Source organism: Metabacillus sediminilitoris, from assembly GCF_009720625.1.
Classification (GTDB): domain Bacteria; phylum Bacillota; class Bacilli; order Bacillales; family Bacillaceae; genus Metabacillus; species Metabacillus sediminilitoris.
The window spans coordinates 1323201-1343935 of sequence record NZ_CP046266.1 but is presented as its reverse complement, the minus strand read 5'-3'; the positions used below and the strand labels follow the sequence as shown (position 1 = coordinate 1343935).

Annotated in this window: 16 protein-coding genes; 6 read left to right on the top strand and 10 right to left on the bottom strand. The window is 36.6% G+C overall.

What is annotated here, in order from left to right:
* Positions 1-13 precede the first annotated feature (13 nt).
* Positions 14-1333 (top strand): GntP family permease, encoded by a 1320-nt coding sequence (locus tag GMB29_RS06555; RefSeq protein WP_136355476.1) that lies wholly within the window; start codon positions 14-16, stop codon positions 1331-1333.
* Between the two features lie 75 nt (positions 1334-1408).
* Here the strand turns inward: GMB29_RS06555 and GMB29_RS06550 are convergent, their stop codons facing one another.
* Positions 1409-2842 (bottom strand): glycoside hydrolase family 1 protein, encoded by a 1434-nt coding sequence (locus tag GMB29_RS06550; RefSeq protein ID WP_136355474.1) that lies wholly within the window; start codon positions 2840-2842, stop codon positions 1409-1411.
* Positions 2843-3123: 281 nt separating this feature from the next.
* On the opposite strand from GMB29_RS06550, the gene GMB29_RS06545 reads away from it, so the two are divergent.
* The 4 genes from GMB29_RS06545 (at position 3124) to uidA (ending at position 8381) form a co-directional block, all read left to right on the top strand.
* Complete coding sequence (locus GMB29_RS06545; protein WP_136355472.1) at positions 3124-3849, top strand: MurR/RpiR family transcriptional regulator; 726 nt, start codon at positions 3124-3126, stop codon at positions 3847-3849.
* A gap of 467 nt (positions 3850-4316) precedes the next feature.
* Positions 4317-4877: a tyrosine-type recombinase/integrase gene (locus tag GMB29_RS06540; protein ID WP_136355470.1), complete on the top strand. Its 561-nt coding sequence runs from the start codon at positions 4317-4319 to the stop codon at positions 4875-4877.
* An 18-nt stretch (positions 4878-4895) separates the two neighbouring features.
* Entirely contained in the window at positions 4896-6401 is a 1506-nt protein-coding gene (locus GMB29_RS06535) for a potassium/proton antiporter (protein ID WP_136355468.1), read from the top strand.
* 171 nt (positions 6402-6572) lie between these two features.
* On the top strand, positions 6573-8381 hold the full coding sequence (uidA, locus tag GMB29_RS06530; RefSeq protein WP_136355467.1) for a beta-glucuronidase: 1809 nt from the start codon (positions 6573-6575) through the stop codon (positions 8379-8381).
* Positions 8382-8416: 35 nt separating this feature from the next.
* Here the strand turns inward: uidA and GMB29_RS06525 are convergent, their stop codons facing one another.
* On the bottom strand, positions 8417-9628 hold the full coding sequence (locus GMB29_RS06525) for a helix-turn-helix domain-containing protein (RefSeq protein WP_136355465.1): 1212 nt from the start codon (positions 9626-9628) through the stop codon (positions 8417-8419).
* Between the two features lie 301 nt (positions 9629-9929).
* On the opposite strand from GMB29_RS06525, the gene GMB29_RS06520 reads away from it, so the two are divergent.
* Entirely contained in the window at positions 9930-11528 is a 1599-nt protein-coding gene (locus GMB29_RS06520; RefSeq protein WP_136355463.1) for a glucose PTS transporter subunit IIA, read from the top strand.
* 327 nt (positions 11529-11855) lie between these two features.
* Here GMB29_RS06520 and GMB29_RS06515 read toward each other — a convergent pair whose 3' ends face one another.
* The 8 genes from GMB29_RS06515 to GMB29_RS06480 all read right to left on the bottom strand — a co-directional run bounded on the left by GMB29_RS06515 (position 11856) and on the right by GMB29_RS06480 (position 20669).
* A complete protein-coding gene (locus GMB29_RS06515) occupies positions 11856-12605 on the bottom strand; it encodes a glucose 1-dehydrogenase (protein WP_136355461.1) in 750 nt (249 codons plus the stop codon).
* 13 nt (positions 12606-12618) lie between these two features.
* On the bottom strand, positions 12619-13644 hold the full coding sequence (locus GMB29_RS06510) for a zinc-dependent alcohol dehydrogenase (protein WP_227551550.1): 1026 nt from the start codon (positions 13642-13644) through the stop codon (positions 12619-12621).
* A 165-nt stretch (positions 13645-13809) separates the two neighbouring features.
* Positions 13810-14493: a GntR family transcriptional regulator gene (locus tag GMB29_RS06505; RefSeq protein ID WP_136355665.1), complete on the bottom strand. Its 684-nt coding sequence runs from the start codon at positions 14491-14493 to the stop codon at positions 13810-13812.
* Positions 14494-14745: 252 nt separating this feature from the next.
* On the bottom strand, positions 14746-15510 hold the full coding sequence (locus GMB29_RS06500; protein WP_136355459.1) for a sugar phosphate isomerase/epimerase family protein: 765 nt from the start codon (positions 15508-15510) through the stop codon (positions 14746-14748).
* A 41-nt stretch (positions 15511-15551) separates the two neighbouring features.
* Complete coding sequence (locus GMB29_RS06495; protein WP_136355457.1) at positions 15552-16874, bottom strand: glycoside hydrolase family 30 protein; 1323 nt, start codon at positions 16872-16874, stop codon at positions 15552-15554.
* 10 nt (positions 16875-16884) lie between these two features.
* The gene (locus tag GMB29_RS06490; protein WP_136355456.1) at positions 16885-18891 is read right to left on the bottom strand and encodes a beta-galactosidase; all 2007 of its coding nucleotides are present in this window, start codon (positions 18889-18891) and stop codon (positions 16885-16887) included.
* A gap of 24 nt (positions 18892-18915) precedes the next feature.
* The gene (locus tag GMB29_RS06485; protein ID WP_136355454.1) at positions 18916-19740 is read right to left on the bottom strand and encodes a carbohydrate ABC transporter permease; all 825 of its coding nucleotides are present in this window, start codon (positions 19738-19740) and stop codon (positions 18916-18918) included.
* The gene (locus GMB29_RS06480; protein ID WP_406600315.1) at positions 19737-20669 is read right to left on the bottom strand and encodes a carbohydrate ABC transporter permease; all 933 of its coding nucleotides are present in this window, start codon (positions 20667-20669) and stop codon (positions 19737-19739) included. The genes GMB29_RS06485 and GMB29_RS06480 overlap by 4 nt, the downstream gene beginning before the upstream one ends.
* Positions 20670-20735 lie beyond the last annotated feature (66 nt).

Genomic DNA, 20735 nt, shown 5'->3' with positions numbered 1-20735 from the left:
GTAGGTGGCATATATGATAAGTATGTTAGGGTTAATTGGCGGCCTAATTTTGTTAACCATTCTCGTTATGAGAGGAATGAATCTACTAATTGTTGCTCCACTTTCAGCACTGTTTGTCGCAGTGCTGAATGGAGTACCTATTTTCCCGCAGTTCGCAGCTAAAGGAGAGGTAGACTTTATTACTGGTTATATGGGTGGCTTTTCAGGATTTATTACTTCTTGGTACCTCATGTTTTTAGCAGGTGCTATTTTCGGAAAAGTGATGGAAGATAGTGGTGCAGCAGAAAGTGTATCACACTGGATTGTTACGAAAATCGGAATGAAAAACGCTGTACTTGCCATCGTTCTCGCTTGTGCCGTGTTAACATATGGCGGTGTTAGTCTATTTGTCGTAGCGTTTGCCGTATATCCAATGGCAGTTAGTTTATTTAAAGAAGCAAATTTACCAAGACGATTTATTCCGGCTGCTTTAGCATTTGGTTCTACCACATTTACAATGACTTCTGCTGGTTCACCGGAAATTCAAAACTGGATTCCAATTCCTTATTTAAATACAAGCCCGTATGCAGGATGGGAAGTTAGTTTAATTACATCAGTCTTTATGCTTATATTCGGATATTGGTGGCTCATGAAAATAATCCGAAAAGCCGTAAAGAAAGGTGAACAGTTTGTTGAACGTGAAACCGATAATACGGAGATCCGAACAAATTTACCACATCCATTATTAAGTGTATTCCCTTTATTAGTTGTTCTAATTATTGCCTTCATTTTCCACGAATCATTAGCTCAATCAGCATTAATTCTTGCTCTTGTCGGTGGTATTATTGCTACATGGCTATTGAACAGAAAATATTTTAGAAACTTTTGGGATGCAGTTGGTGAGGGAACAATTGGGGCATTAATTGCAATTGGGAATACTGCTGCTGTAGTTGGTTTTGGAGGAGTTGCTAAAATAACACCTGCCTTTGAAACAGCCGTTAATTTTATGACCAGCATACCAGGATATCCTTTAATCGGCGGGGCTTTAGCCGTTATGGTTATTGCCGGATTAACAGGCTCTTCATCTGGCGGCCAATCAATTGCCCTACCTATTCTCGCACCACACTATTTAGATATGGGAGTAAATGCAGAAGCTCTTCATCGAACTGTATCAATTTCCTCCGGTACATTGGATTCATTACCACATGGAGGATATGCTGTCACAACAATCAGATCGATTTGTGGTGAAACACATAAAGATGCATACCCTGCATTTGGTGCTATGACGGTAATTGTTCCAATCATAACAGTAGTTCTTGCGGTAATTTTATTTTCACTTGGTGTAGGTATTTAGGTTAATAGAAAAGAAAACGTTTTATCGTATTTAAAAAGCTGTATGTAGTATTTACTACATACAGCTTTTTTCTTTTTATAATCTCTCTCCATTTGTTGCAATGACGTCTTTATACCAGAAGAAGGACTTTTTCTTTTTCCTTGCTAATGTCCCACTTCCGTCATCATGTTTGTCAACATAAATGAAACCATAACGCTTAGAGAACTCTCCTGATGAGGCACTTACCAAATCAATGCAGCCCCAGCTTGTATAGCCCATTAATTCAACACCATCTTCAATTGCTTCACCAATTGCTTTTATATGATTACGAAGAAAATCAATTCGATAGTCATCATTAATTGAACCATCCTCTTCGACTTTGTCATAGGCCCCTAATCCATTTTCTACAACAAATAGCGGTACTTGGTAGCGGTCAAATAATTGGTTTAAACTAATACGTAATCCTTCTGGGTCAATTTCCCAGCCCCAATCACTTGCTTTTAAGAAAGGGTTTTTCACACCGCCGATCAGATTTCCTTCAGAATTTTCTATATCAGTCTTTTCTTTTTTCTCTGTTCTCGACATATAATAACTAAATCCAACATAATCAACAGTGCCCTCTTTAATTAATTCCAGGTCACCCTCTTGAATGTCTAATTCGATTTTAAGTTCATCGAAATAGCACTTAATAAATGCTGGGTATTCGCCTCTCACCTGAACATCTGCACAAAAATAGTTAAACATACGTTCTTCTTGAAGAGCATACATCACATTTTCCGGATTGGAATCATACGAGTAAACGGGTGCATATAAGATCATACAACCAATTTGAGCACCAGGAATGATGTCATGACATGCTTTTACTGCAATTGCACTAGCAACAAATTGATGATGGAAGGCCTGGAAGGTTGGTTTGTACTTGTCTTCTTCTGTTTGAATCGCAAACCCAAGACCCTGAATCGGCATAATAAATCCACTATTAATTTCATTAAATGTCATCCAATACTTTACTTTGTTTTTATAACGATGAAAGATTGCATTCACATATCTTTCAAAGAAGGTAACCACTTTGCGATTTCTCCAGCCACCATATTCCTTCACGAGATTTAACGGCATTTCATAATGTGAAATGGTTACAACAGGCTCGATTCCATTTTTGTGCAACTCATCAAACACACGGTCATAAAAGGCCAAGCCCTCTTCATTTGCTTCTAACTCATTTCCATTTGGGAAAATTCTTGTCCAAGCAATAGACATACGGAATACCTTGAAACCCATTTCTGCAAATAATGCAATATCCTCTTTATATCGATGATAAAAGTCAATTGCTTCATGGTTTGGATAATCTTTCTCTGGATCGATTTCGAAATTAAAACCTGGGGATTGTAAAATGCTGAGTCTTTCTTTTCCCCCTGGAAGAACATCGGCAATATTTAAGCCTTTATTCCCTTCATGAAAGCCACCTTCTATTTGATTTGCTGCTGTAGCTCCACCCCATAAGAATCCTTCAGGGAATTGATATGTTTTCATTTAAATACCCCCAATATGTTTTCAATATCTTTACTATTTGTTTTTTATGTCAATATATAACTCTTCTTTATAATTAAACGGAAATAGATTACAACGGAATCATAACGATATTCAGTAGGATAGTAAACTAGTTAAGCGAATCTAGTACTTCTTTACATGCAAAGTTACTTGTTACATAAATGTAACACTGTGTATCTTATTGGGGAGTTGTGGTAAAATACGGTTATAGTTTTTCAGGGAGAAAGATACTTTATCTATGACAGAAGGAGATTCTTACATACATGTTTTCAAATGAAATCATCGCTTCTTTCAATGAATTAGAAACTTCACTATACAACTATATCATTCAATACAGTGATAAGGTCGCTTATATGCGTATTCGCGAACTAGCAAATGAAACCCATATATCAACAGCCTCTATCTTACGTTTTTGTAGAAAACTTAATTGTGAGGGTTTTTCTGAATTTAAAGTAAAGCTTAAAATGCATGTGGAAGAAAATAAAAAGACGATAATTAAAAGCTCTCAACATTCGGTAGTAGAGTTTTTTGAACGGACGTTAAAAGGTGATATAGAAGAAAAAATTAAACATGCTGCACATTTCATTACGAAAGCAGATCATGTGATTTTTATTGGGATTGGAAGCTCAGGGATCCTTGCTGAATATGGTGCGAGATATTTCTCAAGCTTAGGTAAATTTTCATTGTATATTAAAGACCCTCACTTTCCAATTCATTCTAAACTCCGGAATAATAGCATAACAATTGCTTTATCAGTCTCAGGAGAAAATCATTTTACCGTTACACATCTTAATCAGCTCAAACAAGAGGGAAGTAAAATCATTAGCATAACAAATAATAAACTCTCAACCATTGCCAAAATTTCTGATCTAAACATTCCCTATTATGTAACGGAGGAATTTTATGAAGAAGCAAACATTACGACACAAGTACCTGTTGTATATATTCTAGAATCGATAGCCCGCGAAATCCATCAACTTAATCAATAGCTACGAACTATCCCACTAGCAAGCAGCGATCATAAATAAGCGTAAACGCCAATCTCTCATTGATTGGCATTTGTTCATTTATTCATCTTTTTTATGATTTTTATGACCTTCTATTCTTTCTTCTTTAAAAGTAAGGCTGTTTTCGCAAGCTTTGTTGCTTTTACCAAGTCGTGCGGTGTGGCTGATTGCAGCGAGAGATGCTCGCTTTCCGCAGGGCGGGAGGTGAGCATCTGGAGCGGAACCCCCTGTGGGGCTCACCTGTCCCTCTGCTCCAATTAACTTTAAATAGTCCTCGTTTTAAAAGTAATATTCCTCTTAGAAAAGAGCCAAAAGTAAAAAGTCGTTTAATTGGTTAAAATAGCTAGATGAATCTCAGAAAAAGGTTAATTTTATTAGCAAATCATTTTATTGTTACATAATCCTATGTTAACATATATTTATGTTACATTTCATAAGGAGTTTTTACGATGAAAACAGTGGAAGCCATTAAAGATGAACAACAGCTATTAACAATTAAATCCTATTTAAAAAACCGTTCTGCAAGGGATTATTGTCTGTTTATGCTAGGAATTAATACAGGGATCCGCATTTATGACTTGTTGCATTTATATGTAAAGGATTTTATCTGTGAAGAAACAGATGAAATCTATCATTTTATGAAATCCTCCGTACACACAGATCCACCAGTTTATTTAAACAAACATGTCCGCGAATCATTACAATCCTGTAGGTTAGAAGGATCACTCCAGTTACATGATTATTTGTTCAAATCCAGAAAAACAAATGAGCCAATTACTCGCCAGCAAGCCTACCGCATTATTAATGAAGCGGCAAAACAAGCTGGAATTAGCGGTTCAATTGGTACACATACCCTCCGTAAAACATTTGGATACCATGCTTATAAAAAGGGAATTGCGATTTCTCTCATTCAAAAAAGACTACAACATATAACCCCATCAGAAACAAGACAATATATAGGCGTGACAAAAGAGCCTTCTGTCCAAATCAAGCTTGACGTGAATTTATAGAAAGTGAGTTGATTCATTATGTTTGCTGAAGAATTGCATACCGACGCGTTTATTCTACTTGCAGCCATTTTATTTATTATGGGAGTCGTTTCAACAAAATTTTCCGCTAGACTTGGAGTTCCATCACTTGTGTTGTTTATGTTAGTTGGAATGATTATGGGTAGTGATATTTTAGGTATTGTCTATTTTGATAATGCAGCACTTGCACAAATGGTTGGCATTTTTGCCCTAGTTATCATTTTATTCGAAGGTGGATTGCAGACAAAATGGTCCTCTTTACGTCCTGTTATTATGCCCTCCCTCTCCCTTGCAACGATTGGTGTTTTAATAACATCTGGTACTGTAGCTGTTGCAGCGAAATATATCCTTGAATTAGGCTGGCTCGAAGCCATTTTATTTGGAGCAATAGTCGGCTCTACTGATGCTGCAGCCGTATTTGCAGTACTGAAAGGACAGAATATTAAAGATAGAATAAGTACCACTTTAGAAGCTGAATCAGGCTCAAACGATCCGATGGCTGTCTTTTTGACAGTAGCAATGATTGAATTGATTACCTTGCCTGATGCAAATATTTTTTCACTCATTGGTTCATTTTTTATTGAAATGGGTCTTGGCCTTGTAGTTGGTTTTATTGCTGGAAAACTAGCAATTAAAGCTCTGAATTCAATAAATCTTGATTCAAGCGGCCTTTATCCGATTTTTGCACTTGCTTTTGCCCTTTTAACTTACGGATTGACCGCATTTTTACACGGAAGTGGTCTACTTGCCGTTTATGTCTTAGCAATCATCATTGGAAATGCCGAAATAGTATACAGACATTCCATTTTTCGCTTTTCAGAAGGTTTTGCATGGATAATGCAAATACTCATGTTTGTTATCTTAGGTCTACTTGTTTTTCCATCCGAACTTTTTACTTGGGATATTAGTTGGAAAAGCCTGTTAATCTCTGCCATTCTCATTTTCATCGCAAGACCAATTGCAGTCTATCTTTCAACAATTAAAATGAACTATACTCATAAAGAGAAAATCTTTTTATCTTGGGCAGGATTAAAAGGCTCAGTACCGATTGTTCTGGCAACCTTCCCAATGCTCGCACATATTGAAGGAAGTCAGCTGATCTTTAATGTCGTCTTTTTCGTTGTCCTCGTTAGTTGCTTAATCCAAGGAGCAACCGTTACAAACTTAGCAGAGAAGCTTAAATTGAATGGTCCGCAAAAGGTCACACCAATTCACGCACTCGAACTCCTTTCACTTGGGAAAACGAATAAGGAAATAGTAGGATTTGAAATTAATTCAGACTCAGTACTTGTTGGGAAAAAAATACTCGACATTCCTTTTCCAGAAGGAGCCATTATTAATGTAATCATTCGCAAAGACCAAGTGGTCACACCAATGGGAAACACAATCATTCATTCTGGGGATTTTCTCTATCTTTTAACATCTAAACAAAACAAGCCAAGATTAAAACAATTATTAGAGGAGAAAAGGCACGAGGTTTATCAAGAGGTCAATAAATCGTCATAAGAAAAACACCCCATATGTGTATATGTTGAAAAGACGTTCAATTGAATTGGACGTCTTTTTTTGTGTGTAAGCAATATTCCAGTCCTGATTTTGCAACAATAATCCTTTTATGATAAAAACATCTATGTTAATAATAAGTGTAACCACTTACATCCAAAAGGAGTGTTATCCATGTTATATCCGATTCATACAGAAACTCGTGGAGTTATAGATTTAAATGGAATCTGGAATTTTAAATTAGATAGCGGCAAAGGCTTTGAAGAAAAATGGTATGAGTCAAAACTAACAGATACCATGCCAATGGCTGTCCCTTCATCTTATAATGATATTGGTGTGACAAGAGAAATTAGAAATCACATCGGCTATGTTTGGTATGAGCGTGAATTTGTCATACCAGCTTACTTAAAAGACCAGCGAATTGTATTACGTTTTGGTTCTGCAACACACAAAGCAAAAGTTTACGTAAACGGTGAATTAGTTACCGAACATAAAGGCGGATTTCTACCATTTGAAGCTGAAATTAATAACAACTTAAAAAAAGGTAAAAATAGAGTGACTGTTGCTGTTGATAATATTTTAGACGAATCTACCCTTCCAGTTGGACTTTACACTGAAAAAGAAGAAGAAGGATTAGGAAAAGTGATTCGCAACAACCCTAATTTTGATTTCTTTAACTATGCTGGCTTACATCGTCCCGTAAAAATTTATACAACACCATCAACATATATGAAAGATGTAACGATTGTAACAGGTTTTAACGGTACGACTGGAACTGTTGACTATAAAATAGATGTTCAAGGAAATGCTGAAACTGTAAAAGTTAGTGTAGTTGATGAAGACGGTAAAGTTGTCACATCAATTGAAGGCACTTCAGGTACTATTGACATCCCAAACGTAAACCTTTGGGAGCCATTAAATGCTTATCTTTATCACCTTAAAGTAGAGGCAATGAACGGCGGACAAACCGTTGATGTCTATGAAGAGCCATTTGGCGTTCGAACAGTCGAAGTAACTGATGGGAAATTTTTCATTAATAACAAGTCGTTTTATTTCAAAGGATTTGGAAAACATGAGGATACGCCAATCAATGGAAGAGGCTTCAATGAAGCAGCAAACATCATGGATTTCAATATTTTAAAATGGATTGGTGCTAACTCCTTCCGTACAGCACACTATCCATATTCTGAAGAATTAATGCGACTAGCAGACCGTGAAGGATTAGTAGTCATTGATGAAACTCCTGCTGTTGGCGTTCATTTAAACTTTATGGCAACGACTGGTTTAGGGGCAGGTTCTGAAAGAGTTAGTACATGGGAAAAAATACAAACCTTTGAGCATCATCAAGATGTGTTGCGAGACCTGATTGCTCGTGATAAAAATCATCCATCAGTTGTAATGTGGTCTGTTGCAAATGAAGCAGCAACAGAAGAAAAAGGTGCATATGAATACTTTAAACCTCTTGTTGAATTAACAAAAGAACTAGATCCGCAAAAACGCCCAGTTACAATTGTCTTATTTGTAATGGCAACACCTGAAACAGATCAAGTAGCAGAGCTATGTGATGTCATCGCATTAAATCGTTACAATGGATGGTATTTTGATGGCGGTAATCTTGAAGCTGCTAAAGTACATCTACGCAAAGAATTTAATGAGTGGAATAAGCGTTGTCCAGGAAAGCCAATTATGATAACAGAATACGGGGCTGATACGGTAGCTGGTTTCCATGATATCGATCCTGTTATGTTTACAGAGGAATATCAAATTGAATATTATCATGCAAACCATGAAGTATTTGATGAATTTGAAAACTTTATTGGTGAACAGGCTTGGAACTTTGCAGACTTTGGAACAAGCCAAGGTGTCATGCGTGTTCAAGGAAATAAAAAAGGTGTATTCACACGTGACCGCAAACCAAAATCAGTTGCACATGAATTCCGTAAACGTTGGACAAACATACCTAATTTCGGTTATAAGGGTTAATACTAAAGCTGGCCTCTCCAAAAGGCCAGCTTTTCTTATTGTTCATCGCCATCCCGAAATTGTGTTGGTGTCATGCCTGTCTCTTTTTTAAAAACTCTTGCAAAGTAAGATGGGTCATCATACCCAATGATCCACGCAATTTCCTCAACCGATAAGTTCTCAGTTTTTAATAGATGTTTGGCTTTTTTTATACGTAACATTTGCTGATAAGCAGTGATTGTCATCTTTGTTTCTTCTTTGAATTTTCGGGATAGATGGCTTGGGTGTGTAGATAAGAGCTCCGCTAATTCATCTTTATTCATTTGTTTATCATAGAAGCTTAGTAAGTGTTCAATAACTTTTTGTGTCATGGTTGAATACTTTCTTAATGAGTTTTCAAGTACTAAATCACAATACTCCTCTATCATGCGATCTTTTAAGAGTTGAAGTTCTGCTAATTGATTAGTATTTTCAATTTCATAAGCATATTTTTCAGAAATACGATGGATGATAATAGCAGGTACATTGCTATTTCTTGCTGATATACGTAAAAGTGTATTGAGCACGATGGCAACATTTCTCTGACTGCGAAGGGGCTGATTTGGAAAGCGTTCCGAAAAATAGAACAGCATATTGCTTGAATTAATCAGTTTTAATGCTGCAATTTTATCACCTTGTTCAACAGCATGCATAAAATCCTTTTCAGTCTTATACCGGACTTTAACAAGTTCAGCTTCCTCATCCAAGGTGATGTTATCAGACTTTATATAAATAGAACGTTTGTTTTGATCAGAAACGATGGTTCGAGGCGTCGTCTCCTGTTCGGTCATTGATTTAAACTGCTGTAGAAAGCTTGCAAAACTGCTAGCTTGTTCTTCCGTTAGGACATAGATTTTATCGCAAACAACTTTTAAATTCTCACTTTGGATGCTACTGAGATGATATTCCCTTGATAAACTATATAAATTAGGTTGTGTTTCAAGATATGGACCGATGATGATTGTGAATCCTTCATTCTTAACGAAGAAGGTATATCCAAAATAGTGTAAATTCCAATGATTAATATAGGAATATAACTTCTCTTCTTCACCTTTCATTTTTTCAAACAAATACAAAATATCTTCATTCCCTGAACCAGGCATAAATGTTGGGACCGAAATGATTTCATGCTGGTACAAAAACTCTCCATTCCCATCTAATACATATGTATTTAAATTGGTAACATGATGGATTTTCATTGCTGTAGAAATGATTTTAGATTGTTCCATACTCTCTTCCTCCAAGAAACAGATCTATATTAAAAAAATGATTTTTATCCTGATAATGTCAAGATAATCCTAACGAGTTTCACGGCTGTTATTTATAATAATACCATACCAGTGCTTACCCAGCTTTAGTTTCTCGGTTATATTGAATATCAGCAAAAAATGAAAGCGCTAGATAAGAGTGAAAAAGCTAAATAAGAAAGCTTTATATCAATCAAAATTATAAATTGCAAAATGAACGCAAAAGATAAAATGATCTTTCAATTTGAACGAGAAAAGAAAAATAAGTTAGAGGAGAACAACAATGAGTACACAAAATCAAGTTCAACCGAATAAAGAAAAAAAAGAATCAGCGATGTCTAAAGTTTTAGGAGTCATTTCAGGAAGTTTCGCCCCTATTATTGGTGTTCTTGCCGGAGCGGGACTCTTAAAAGCATTATTATCTGTTTTAACCACATTAGGTTGGCTGTCACCTGAAAGCGGTACTTATATCATTTTATCCGCTGCAGGGGATGCAATTTTCCACTTCTTACCGGTATTTCTAGGAATATCAATTGCACTTAAGCTTGGTGCAAATGGATATGTCGGAGGAGTGATCGGTGCTTCGATCCTAACTCCTGAAATTTTACACCTTGTAGAAAATGATGTTAAAACGATCGATTTTTTAGGATTTCCTGTTTTATTAGCTGACTATTCTTCTACTGTATTTCCTATCTTTATTGCAATATTTGTTTATGCAGGATTAGATAAATTACTGAAAAAGTTCATTTATAAAGACATTCAAATGTTTATTAACCCAATGATTTCGCTACTAATACTTGTCCCGCTAACAATGCTTATCTTTGGTCCTATCGGTACACTGCTTGGCGAAGGACTTGGTTCAATTATTAATTTCTTAAGTGATAAAAGCGGACTTTTAGCTGGGGCTGTTTTAGGTGCTTCCTGGACTTTCTTAACAATTATGGGATTGCACTGGACAGTCATTCCCCTTGCGATCGCAAACCTTGCGACAGGCCCTGATCCAATCATTGCTATGGCTGCAGCAGCTCCTTTTGCACAAGTTGGGATCGGAATAGCCGTTCTTTTGAAAACAAAAGATAAAGATTTAAAAGCTCTTGCTGCAAGTGGAATCGTTCCCGGAGCTTTGGCTGGAACAACTGAAGCGATTAATTATGGAATTATTCTGCGCTTTAGACGGACAATGATATATGTCATCATTGCATCGGCTGTTGGTGGTGCCATTAATGGAAGCTTAGGTGTTGTCATGAATGATTTTGTGCTTCCAAGTGTGTTATCAATTCCAGCCTTTGCACCAATTGGGTTATTTGTGATCGGTATCGGAATCTCATTTGTCCTAGGATTTGTTTTAACATACCTATTCGGATATGAAGGTAAAAACACAAATGTAAAAATAAATAAAAATTACAAGCGTATTTATGTGAATGTAAAACCTGAGACAATTGGAAGCCCAATACGGGGAAATGTAGTATCATTAGCTACCATTCAGGATCCACTTTTTGCAACTGAAACAGTCGGAAAAGGGATTGCCATTGAGCCTGAAACTGGTGAAGTCGTTTCACCTGTTGATGGTGTAATCACCACACAATTCCCCACAGGACACGCAATTGGGGTGACCTCTGATGACGGTGCTGAAATATTAATTTATATTGGCCTCGATACCGTGAAATTGAAAGGTGAGTATTTCACCTCACATGTCAAGCAAGGAGATAGAGTAAAACAAGGTGACATACTCATCGAATTCGACTTAGAAAAGATCAAATCATCTGGATACGAAACAACGACACCGATCGTCATTACAAATACTGAAGAATATCTCGATGTTAAACCTTCAAAAAGCACTACTGTTCAACAAAAGGATGCTCTGCTGAAATTAACAGTTTAAGACAAAAGTGAATGAGAAAATGACATTTAAAATGAAATCAATAGATGAAGATGATTCTGTATTGGACAGGATCATCTTCTTTTTATAAATAAAAAAAATAACCCCATCTCCTCATATAGATGAGGTTTCATGACAACATGAACTGTATATGTTAAATTTACAAATTAAAAACATATACTCTTACAGCTAACAAAACTATTAAAAAGACCACTTCCTTCTATAATGGTTAGTGGTCTAAGTTATAAGTAAACGTGCTAACAGAATAACGTTCAAACAATTGAATGCTTATTCCTAAATCTATATACAATTGATTGAACAGGTGTCATCTTATCTGCCTAACCAGCCACCATCAACTGCTAATAAATGGCCATGGATATAATTTGATGCATCAGATGCTAAGAAGACAACCGTTCCCATAAAATCTTCAGCAGTCCCCCAGCGTCCTGCAGGTATCCGCTCGAGAATTTGCCGGTTTCGGGTTTCATCCTGCAGGAGCGCCTCATTCATATCTGTTGCAATATAGCCTGGTACAATCGCATTGACATTGACATTTTCTTTTGCCCATTCATTTGATAACGCTTTTGTTAATTGTGCAACTCCACCCTTTGCCGCCGCATAAGCCGGTACTGTTAAGCCGCCCTGAAATGATAGTAAAGATGCCATATTAATGATTTTCCCTTTTCCCTGAGGCACCATATATTTACCAGCTTCTTGACATAAAAGCCACACACATTTTAAATTCACATTGATGACATCATCCCAATCACTTTCAGAAAATGAAACAGATGGTGAGCGTCGTTGAATACCAGCATTATTGACAAGAATATCTATTTGCCCAAGTACATTTACAACAGTAGGTATAGCTGCTTTTACTTGTTCTTGATCTTCTAAATCACATGCAACAATGATACTCTTTTGGCCCATTGCCTCAATTTCCTTTTGAATAGATTGATCCTCCACATTTCGTTGAAGCAATGCTACTGTAGCCCCTGCTTCCGCTAATGCGATCGCCATTTGTCTCCCAATCCCTCTTGTTGCCCCAGTTATAGCAGCTACTTTCCCATCTAATCGAAACATCTGGTACTCCTCCTTACTTATTTGGCAGAATTAAGATTTTTAAAGACTCATCTGGATTCATCATCAATTGAAATCCTTTTTCGATTTCATCAAGCGATAATTGATGTGAAATAAATGGCGTTACATCGATTTTTCCACTTGCCATCATACTGACGGCTGTTGCAAAATCTGAATGACTATAACATCTTGTCGTCGTTAACGACAATTCCCGAAAATGCATGGCTGCAAGATCAATAGTCGGAGGTTGTTTGTATACGCTTACAACAACGATTTGCCCTTGCGTTCTACATGCATGAATCATCTGATTAGCTGTTAGGTTATTTCCTGCAACTTCAAAGACAACATCTGCACCAACTCCATTTGTTGCTTCCATTACTTCTTTTACTACATCAACTTCATTTCCATTTAATGCAATAAAACCAAGTTCTTCTGCTTTGCCTAAACGATATGGACTAATATCAGAAATATATATTTTATCTGCTCCTGCTATTTTTGCTGTTAAGGCAATCAATAGCCCAATCGGGCCTGCTCCTAGTACAACAACAGTATCTCCTACTTTCATATTCGAACGTCGAACTGTATGTATCCCTACTGCGACAGGTTCTGCTAAAGCAGCATGATCATCAGATAATGTTTCAGGTATTTTATGTAGACGATGTAATGGAACAGTTACATATTCAGCAAATCCGCCATGAAAATCAATTCCGATCAATCCAAGCGTTTTACAAACATGTGAATTACCTGATAAACAAGCATCACACTTGCCACAGCTTATTGTTGGTTCAACAACGATTCTATCACCTAGTTTAAAAGTAGACTCACCGTTTATCTCTTCAATCACTCCACTGAATTCATGCCCCATTGCAAGTGGAGCTTTTGCTCTAGGATGCTTGCCAAAATAAATCATCATGTCCGTGCCGCAAATACCCGCGGCGGATACCTTTATAAGTGCTTCTCCCTGATTTAAAGTTGGTTTTTCCAAGCTCCCCACGATGACATTTTTTTCAGAGATGTACAATCCTGCTTTCATTGTAGACATTCCTTTTACCTCCTTGAAAATAGCAAACTCTCAATCTAGTATACTTGTCGACAAGATAACCAAAACAGCAATGAAATACTTTTAATAGGGCAGCACATTTCATTCTTATCACACATATCAGCTATTCCTTGTGGGCATTCACCCCTTTCACTAGCACATTTCTGTTTATTCATGATCAGGTAACAGCGCATTATTCACTGATTTTCGTGTATCCTCGAAATGCTCTTGAATAACTTGTCTTATATAGTTACGATCTTTTGAAAGGAAAGCTTTTACGATCAAGCGATGATTATCCATCAAAGTATTTATTTCATGTATTTCTCCTTTAAATCGTCTTTCTGTTGCCACTAACAATGCTGCAAGCACAATGTGACGAATATTATTCCATAAATGCAAAATTCTAATGTGATTAGCCTCTTGTATCATAATTTCGTGGAAATATAGGTCTTGATAGGCAAACTCAATAAAATCGGCATGTTTCGCTGCCATTTCCATCTTATCAATCGTTTTATGAAGTGTATCGACTAATTGTTCATGATGGCCCATTGAAAGCCGCTCTAAAATAAATGTTTCAATTAAAAAGCGAACATCATATATTTCCTCTATATCCTTTGCAGTTAGCCCCAACACCACTGCTCCCATACGTTCTAAGCGAAGTAAGCCTTCATTCGAAAGCGCTTTTAAAGCTTCCCTCACCGGAGATCTACTCGTACCAAATTCAGCTGCAATCTGATTTTCTGATAAGACTGTGTTAGGTTTAATACTTCCTTTTACAATTTGCAAGCGTAATTCACATGCAATTTTTTCACCTAGTGAATGCCCCTGCAGCCATGAGGATGGATACTGCATCATAACTCAACTCTCCAATCAGGTTGTAACATACATTTATTGATGATCATCAGGAAAAAAATCTCCATTTGTCTACTTGTATACAACTACAATGATTTTACTGAATATTCCAAAGTTTGTAAACAGTTTTTTGTAAGCGCTATTTATTTCTTGTGAATTAAATTCATTTCTTAAGATATTACTATAAAGACCCCTCACCATTTATTGGTAAGGGGTCACCATACACGAAACCCTATAATAGAGCTTGTTTTTTTACACAAGATAAGGCAATTTTGTTTTCAAATAATTGATGCTCATTTCTATACTTTCAAATGGTGTACGTCGGCTCATATCCTGCTCTACCACCCACCAATTTACACCTGTTTCTTCTCCAATATTCAATACCGCTTCAAGATCAACTCCGCCAGTTCCAAGCTCTGCAAAAAATTGTTCTTCATCATTTGTCATATCTTTTAAATGTACGAGAGGTGATCTATCGTTATATCGGCTGATCCATTCTACTGGTTTTTCTCCTGCCTTTGTCAGCCAGTAAATATCCAATTCTGTTTTTACATTCTCAGGATTTGTATCATTAAAAATGGCTTCAAGTGCCACTCTGCCATCCTTTAAACGCTCGAGTTCAAAGTCGTGATTATGATAACAAAGGGTAATGCCTTCTTGACGGCATGTTTCCCCGATTTCATCTAATAACGTAATTAATGATAGATAATCTTCTTCACTTCGACGATTAGGCATTAAGTAAGGACAAACAACATATTTACTTCCTATGATTTTTTGCTCTTCAATCACTTTAGTCAAATTGTTTTCCAATTCTTCAAGTGGCACATGACATGCTGCAGCCTGTAGTCCATATTCATCCAATAACACCTTTACTTCCTCGGCAGTCAATCCGCCAAACCCAGCAAATTCTACTCCATCGAACCCTAGCTCTGCAACTTTTTTCAATGTACCTGCAAAATCTTTTTGGCTTTCTTCTCGTAATGAATACATTTGGACTGCTACTGGAATTGTTTTCATTGTTCTCCCTCATTTCTACTATTTATTTTAAATATAATCTCTCAAATTACGATTGTATTAAAAGATTCAGCTTCTAATGCAAAGGAATAGGTTTCCCCATTTTGCATCGTTAATTCACGTATTTCCTTTAATGGATTAGCAATCACAACAACCTTTGTACCATCGGGATTTAGAAAGGCTGTTGAATTTCCTGTCCAGGAACCAGTTGTTTCAATGCGAACTGCACCAGGCTTCACAAAATGTGAAAAGTGCTTCATTACATAATATTCGGGATTGTAAATCGTATGTTTTGTTTCTGGATCCACTGTAATCATCGAGTTTTGCTCCCAGCCCCATGTGCTTCTTCCTTTTGGCTTCAATACCATATTCCAGTAAATATAGGCATTGGCACCATTCACAAAATAATGACGATACAAATTATGAACATATTGAGCATATGCCCACGTATTTTCGCCGTTTCCACATTCGTTTTCTGTTTGCATATATTTTAATTCCGGATAGCTTTGCACCGTTCGCTGGATCGCATATTTTCCAGCCCATTGGTAGCCCACACCTTTTACATATTGATAAGCGCTTGGATCACTGAGAATTTTTTGTGCATATTCATCATAATCTGATGTTGTCCCTTTCATCAGTTCTTCCCAAGGCTCTGGGGCATTAATAGTCCCAAGCCAAATTTCAGCATCAATGTTATGTTTTTCAAAAGCAGGACCTAAATAGGTACTAATAAACTCTCGCAGTTGATCACCCGTCCATTTACATGAAGGAAACTTTTGATCTGCGACCACTTCATTTTGAACATGAATCTGGTGAATCGTTATTCCTTCTTGTTTATAAGCCTGCACAAATTTAACAAAATAAAGGGCATATGCTTCTAGTACTTTCGGTTCCCAGCGAAGTGTTCCATAATTATAAGCTTTCGGGAATTTCATCCATGTGGGAGGGCTCCATGGTGAAGCAAAAAGCTTCATTTCTGGATTACGCTTCAATGCTTCTTTTATAAATGGGATTAAATATTTTTTATCTCGCTCAATCGAAAAATGCTTCATCTCATAATCTTCAGGTGTTTCATTATGGCTGTACCATTCAAGTGCATAGTCACTTGCTCCGATTGGTAAACGGCATATGTTAAATTGACAGTCACCGTCTGGTAAAAATAATCGATCTAAAACACGGCAGCGTTCTTCTTCTGATAAGAGACTAAGGGCTTCATAGCCAAGCTCATTAAAGCAGCCTCCAAACCCATCAATCTCTCGTTTTAATTCATCAGTAATGATTAAATTGGGTTTATTATATTCGTTTGTAGCAGAGTTTTTTTCCTGCCAATATTGTTTTTTCGTTGTCGATATCCAATAAACTCCCATGATATCCTCCCTAGTTTACTTCCAATACTGTAAATGACCACGGCTTAATTGTTAGAGAATCTCCTATATGAACTGATTTATCTGATAATAATTCAGTGCTTTCTTTAAATGGGTATTCAATCTTCTGTTCTTCGAAGGAGTAGTTAAAGAAGAACTTAATTGTATTTCCTTGATCATTAACACCGCTCTTAATAATGATTGGAAAGCTCATTTCTTGTTCAGTTCCCCAAATATTCGCTCGTTTTAGTGCTTGAGCGAGAATAGAAGACATGATTTCAATTGAGACAATACATCCAATATAAGTTGCATAGCCTTTTCCATACTCATTGCCGGTAATAGCTGCGTACTCTCCCCATCCAGGGTGATCATATTTGGCAAGAATATTAGCAGTTGTTGGAGTAAGTAGCTCCATCCAAGTGTGAACTTTATTATCTGCTTCTTCTACTTCATAAGGATTTCCTGCCAGCTTGACATTTTTTGGTTCAACAAACATTTGGTATTGAACACCACATGCTTTTTCAATGATCCCTGGCTGCGGGGTTGTTCGCACTTTAATATGCTCGTTTGTAAAACCGGATTTAAAGGTGAAAATCGCATGCCCTCCATCTTCAACAAATTGGTTTAATCTCTCAAGAAGTGAATCTGGAGCTACATATAAGCAAGGGACTATAATCAAAGAATACTGATCTAGTTCTTTAGTATCTGGATGAATCATATCAACTTCAACATTTAATTTGTATAATTCATCATAAATGAGCCGGACAATGTCGTTGTAATTCAACTCTGTTTTTTGATTAAATTTAAACCAGCTTAGTCCTGTAAGAGATTCATTGCTTACAAGAATAGCCGTTTTATTTTTCTTTTTAAGATTCATGATTTTAGAAGATAACCGCTTAAAATCAGCTCCAATTGTTTTTGCCTCATGATAGACAGGATTTGGCTGAAGATCGTGACTTAACAGTCCTTTCCAATACGTCTCAAAGGAATTATGGATCGAATGCCAATGCCAATATGCCACCATATTTGCACCTGAAGCAACATGACTAAATGCTTGTAATCGTAACTGGCCTGGAAAAGGGGTCCAATTTGAAAACGCTTGAGCTTCTGTTTCAAGGACAAAATAATTTTGCTGCTTTGTAGAACGTGCCACATCACCGCCAAAGGAAATTTCGATTCCTGTTAAATCCTCCTGTGTTGGATGATATATATCCACACCTGTTATATCAAACGGTTCTGAAGCAGTAAAATGGTTCACGTTTGGCTGTACACCAAACGAATATCCTCTCCACTCAAAATCAAAATTTTGCGTGATAAACTGCCCTTCCTGTCGATACTCTTTCACAATATGAACTTGCCAAGCCAAGAAATCATCAACAAGTTTACGTTGAAATTTGGAAAATTCCGCTCCTAGACTTCCATTAATTGTACCAATTACAGATGGCATATCTTCCCAAGCATGAACATCATTGCTCCAATAAGCGAGACCAAATTCTTTATTTAAAGCATCTGGTGTTTTAAATTTATCCTTTAAGTATTTAATAAATTTCTGTTGAACACTAGGCCCGCTCGTGTCATAATGCTTTGTTTCATTGTCGATCTGATAACCAATAATCGCTGGATGGTCCTTTACATTATCCATTAATTTGCGGATGATCCGCTCTGCATAAAACAAGTAGGCAGGATTTGTAATATCCATAATTTGTCTTGCACCATATTTACCCGGACCATTTTTAGTTACTGCTAATACGTCTGGATGCTCTTTTACCATCCATGTTGGTACTGCATATGTCGGCGTTCCAACGATGACATGAATTCCTGATTTATACATGGCATCAAGTACGCGATTGACAGATGTAAAATCAAAAACACCATTTTGTGGTTCATGTGTACTCCATGTTGATTCCGCTATTCTCACAACATTAATTCCCGCTTCTAGCATCATTTGAATATCTGTTTCAAGTCGTTCATATGGCATATATTCGTCATAATATGCGACACCATATAATAATTCCTTCATTCTGCTTTTCAACCCTTTCATTCACTACTTAATCGCACCATCAGCAATTCCTTCGAGGATATACTTTTGGAAAAACGCATAGAAAACGACAACTGGAAGTGCTGTTAACACTAAGGCAGCTAAAATTTTTGGCCAGTCTGCAACATATTGTCCAAAAAGCATATTAATAGAAAGCATGAGCGTATAGTTATTTACATCCGTTAACATAATTAATGGCAATAAGAAATCATTCCAAAGCCATAATACATTCAGTACTAAAATCGTTGCTGTAATCGGTTTCAATAAAGGAAAGATGATTTTAATAAAAATTTGGAAGTCATTGCAGCCATCGATTTTTGCCGCTTCCTCCAGCTCTTTCGGAATCGATTTCACAAATCCATGATAGAGAAAAACAGCCATGTTTACGCCAAGACCTATATAGATTAAGCCGAGACCGTAAAGGGATCCCTGCAAGCCGAGACCTTTTGCCATTTGGCTTAGGGTGATCATAATGGAATGAAACGGTACTAGCATTGATGCAATAAATAGCGTAAAGATAAAAACGCTAAGCTTACCAGATGTTCTTGCAAGCTTATACCCGGCAAGGGAGCCGCAAAAAACGATACCTGCAAGACCAATGACAGTTACAATTAATGTATTAAAGGCACTCCCTAATAGGTTTAATTCTGAAAAAACACCAATATAGTTTTCTAATGAAAATGATTTAGGAAGTGCTAAAACGGAGTTGAAGATCTCGCCTTGTGTTTTAAAGGAATTAATAAATGCCATATAGATTGGAAATATAGTGACAACAGCCATTAGGGATAATATTAAATTAGTGAATATAGAAGCAGTAAGGTTCTTTCTCATGCTTCAACCTCCTTGCGCTTTAAGATTCTCACTTGAATAAGAGTAATAATTAATACAACAAGGAATAGAATCATTGCTTTTGCATTTGCATAACCAAAACGGAAATTATTCGAGAAAGCTTCCTCATAAATATTCAGTGCCATGACTTGTGTAGAAGTACCAGGACCACCTTGTGTTAAAGCGTACACAACATCGAATACTTTAAATGCTCCATTTAATGTTAAGAAGGAACAAATTGTTATAGCATGCATAATCATTGGCAGAACAACATGTATGATTCGTTGAAATGCATTTGCTCCATCAATCATTGCAGCCTCTTTTAACTGTTTAGGTACACCTTGAAGTGCTGCCATATAGATCACCATCATATAGCCAATTCCTTGCCAAAGCGACACGATTAAAATGGAGTAAAACGATACCTTTGGATCACCAATCCATGATTGATCAAGTACGGAAAAAATCGCTTGTTTAGAAAGCTCAGGAAATACATTTGTAAAGATAAAGGAAAACATCAATGAGCTAATGATTAAGCTAATCATATTAGGCATAAAGAAAATGGTTCTAAAAAAGCCTTTTGATTTGATTCTTGATTCAATTAGCAACGCTAGTCCTAATGCCGCGACATTTTGAATGACAAAAATGAAGATGGTGTACTTAAGTGTAAAGATAAAAGAATGTCTAAAAGCAGCATCATCTCTAAATGCTTCAATATAGTTGCTGAAGCCAACAAAGTTAAATGTTTTATTCAAGCCATTCCAATCTGTAAAACTATAAACTCCTGCCCCAATTGTCGGGATAAAAAGAAAGAGGATATAAAAGATGAACGCAGGTAAAACAAACAAGATTAAACTTAAGTGACCGCTCTTTTTTTTCACTTTCTTTTCAGCTGCAACTAATTTCACTGGACTTTTCAGCTCTGTAACTGGCACATGCTTTCATTCCTTTCAATCTAGCATTCTTAAATAGAGTGAAAGACAATTACTCAATTGTCTTTC

What these genes read in the sequence shown, in the direction of transcription:
- GMB29_RS06485 (WP_136355454.1), bottom strand. Translation starts at nt 19,740, where the DNA reads ATGAGAAAGAACCTTACTGCTTCTATATTCACTAATTTAATATTATCC.
- uidA (WP_136355467.1), top strand. Translation starts at nt 6,573, where the DNA reads ATGTTATATCCGATTCATACAGAAACTCGTGGAGTTATAGATTTAAAT.
- GMB29_RS06490 (WP_136355456.1), bottom strand. Translation starts at nt 18,891, where the DNA reads ATGAAGGAATTATTATATGGTGTCGCATATTATGACGAATATATGCCA.
- GMB29_RS06540 (WP_136355470.1), top strand. Translation starts at nt 4,317, where the DNA reads ATGAAAACAGTGGAAGCCATTAAAGATGAACAACAGCTATTAACAATT.
- GMB29_RS06525 (WP_136355465.1), bottom strand. Translation starts at nt 9,628, where the DNA reads ATGGAACAATCTAAAATCATTTCTACAGCAATGAAAATCCATCATGTT.
- GMB29_RS06535 (WP_136355468.1), top strand. Translation starts at nt 4,896, where the DNA reads ATGTTTGCTGAAGAATTGCATACCGACGCGTTTATTCTACTTGCAGCC.
- GMB29_RS06495 (WP_136355457.1), bottom strand. Translation starts at nt 16,874, where the DNA reads ATGGGAGTTTATTGGATATCGACAACGAAAAAACAATATTGGCAGGAA.
- GMB29_RS06550 (WP_136355474.1), bottom strand. Translation starts at nt 2,842, where the DNA reads ATGAAAACATATCAATTCCCTGAAGGATTCTTATGGGGTGGAGCTACA.
- GMB29_RS06500 (WP_136355459.1), bottom strand. Translation starts at nt 15,510, where the DNA reads ATGAAAACAATTCCAGTAGCAGTCCAAATGTATTCATTACGAGAAGAA.
- GMB29_RS06510 (WP_227551550.1), bottom strand. Translation starts at nt 13,644, where the DNA reads ATGTCTACAATGAAAGCAGGATTGTACATCTCTGAAAAAAATGTCATC.
- GMB29_RS06505 (WP_136355665.1), bottom strand. Translation starts at nt 14,493, where the DNA reads ATGCAGTATCCATCCTCATGGCTGCAGGGGCATTCACTAGGTGAAAAA.
- GMB29_RS06555 (WP_136355476.1), top strand. Translation starts at nt 14, where the DNA reads ATGATAAGTATGTTAGGGTTAATTGGCGGCCTAATTTTGTTAACCATT.
- GMB29_RS06515 (WP_136355461.1), bottom strand. Translation starts at nt 12,605, where the DNA reads ATGTTTCGATTAGATGGGAAAGTAGCTGCTATAACTGGGGCAACAAGA.
- GMB29_RS06520 (WP_136355463.1), top strand. Translation starts at nt 9,930, where the DNA reads ATGAGTACACAAAATCAAGTTCAACCGAATAAAGAAAAAAAAGAATCA.
- GMB29_RS06545 (WP_136355472.1), top strand. Translation starts at nt 3,124, where the DNA reads ATGTTTTCAAATGAAATCATCGCTTCTTTCAATGAATTAGAAACTTCA.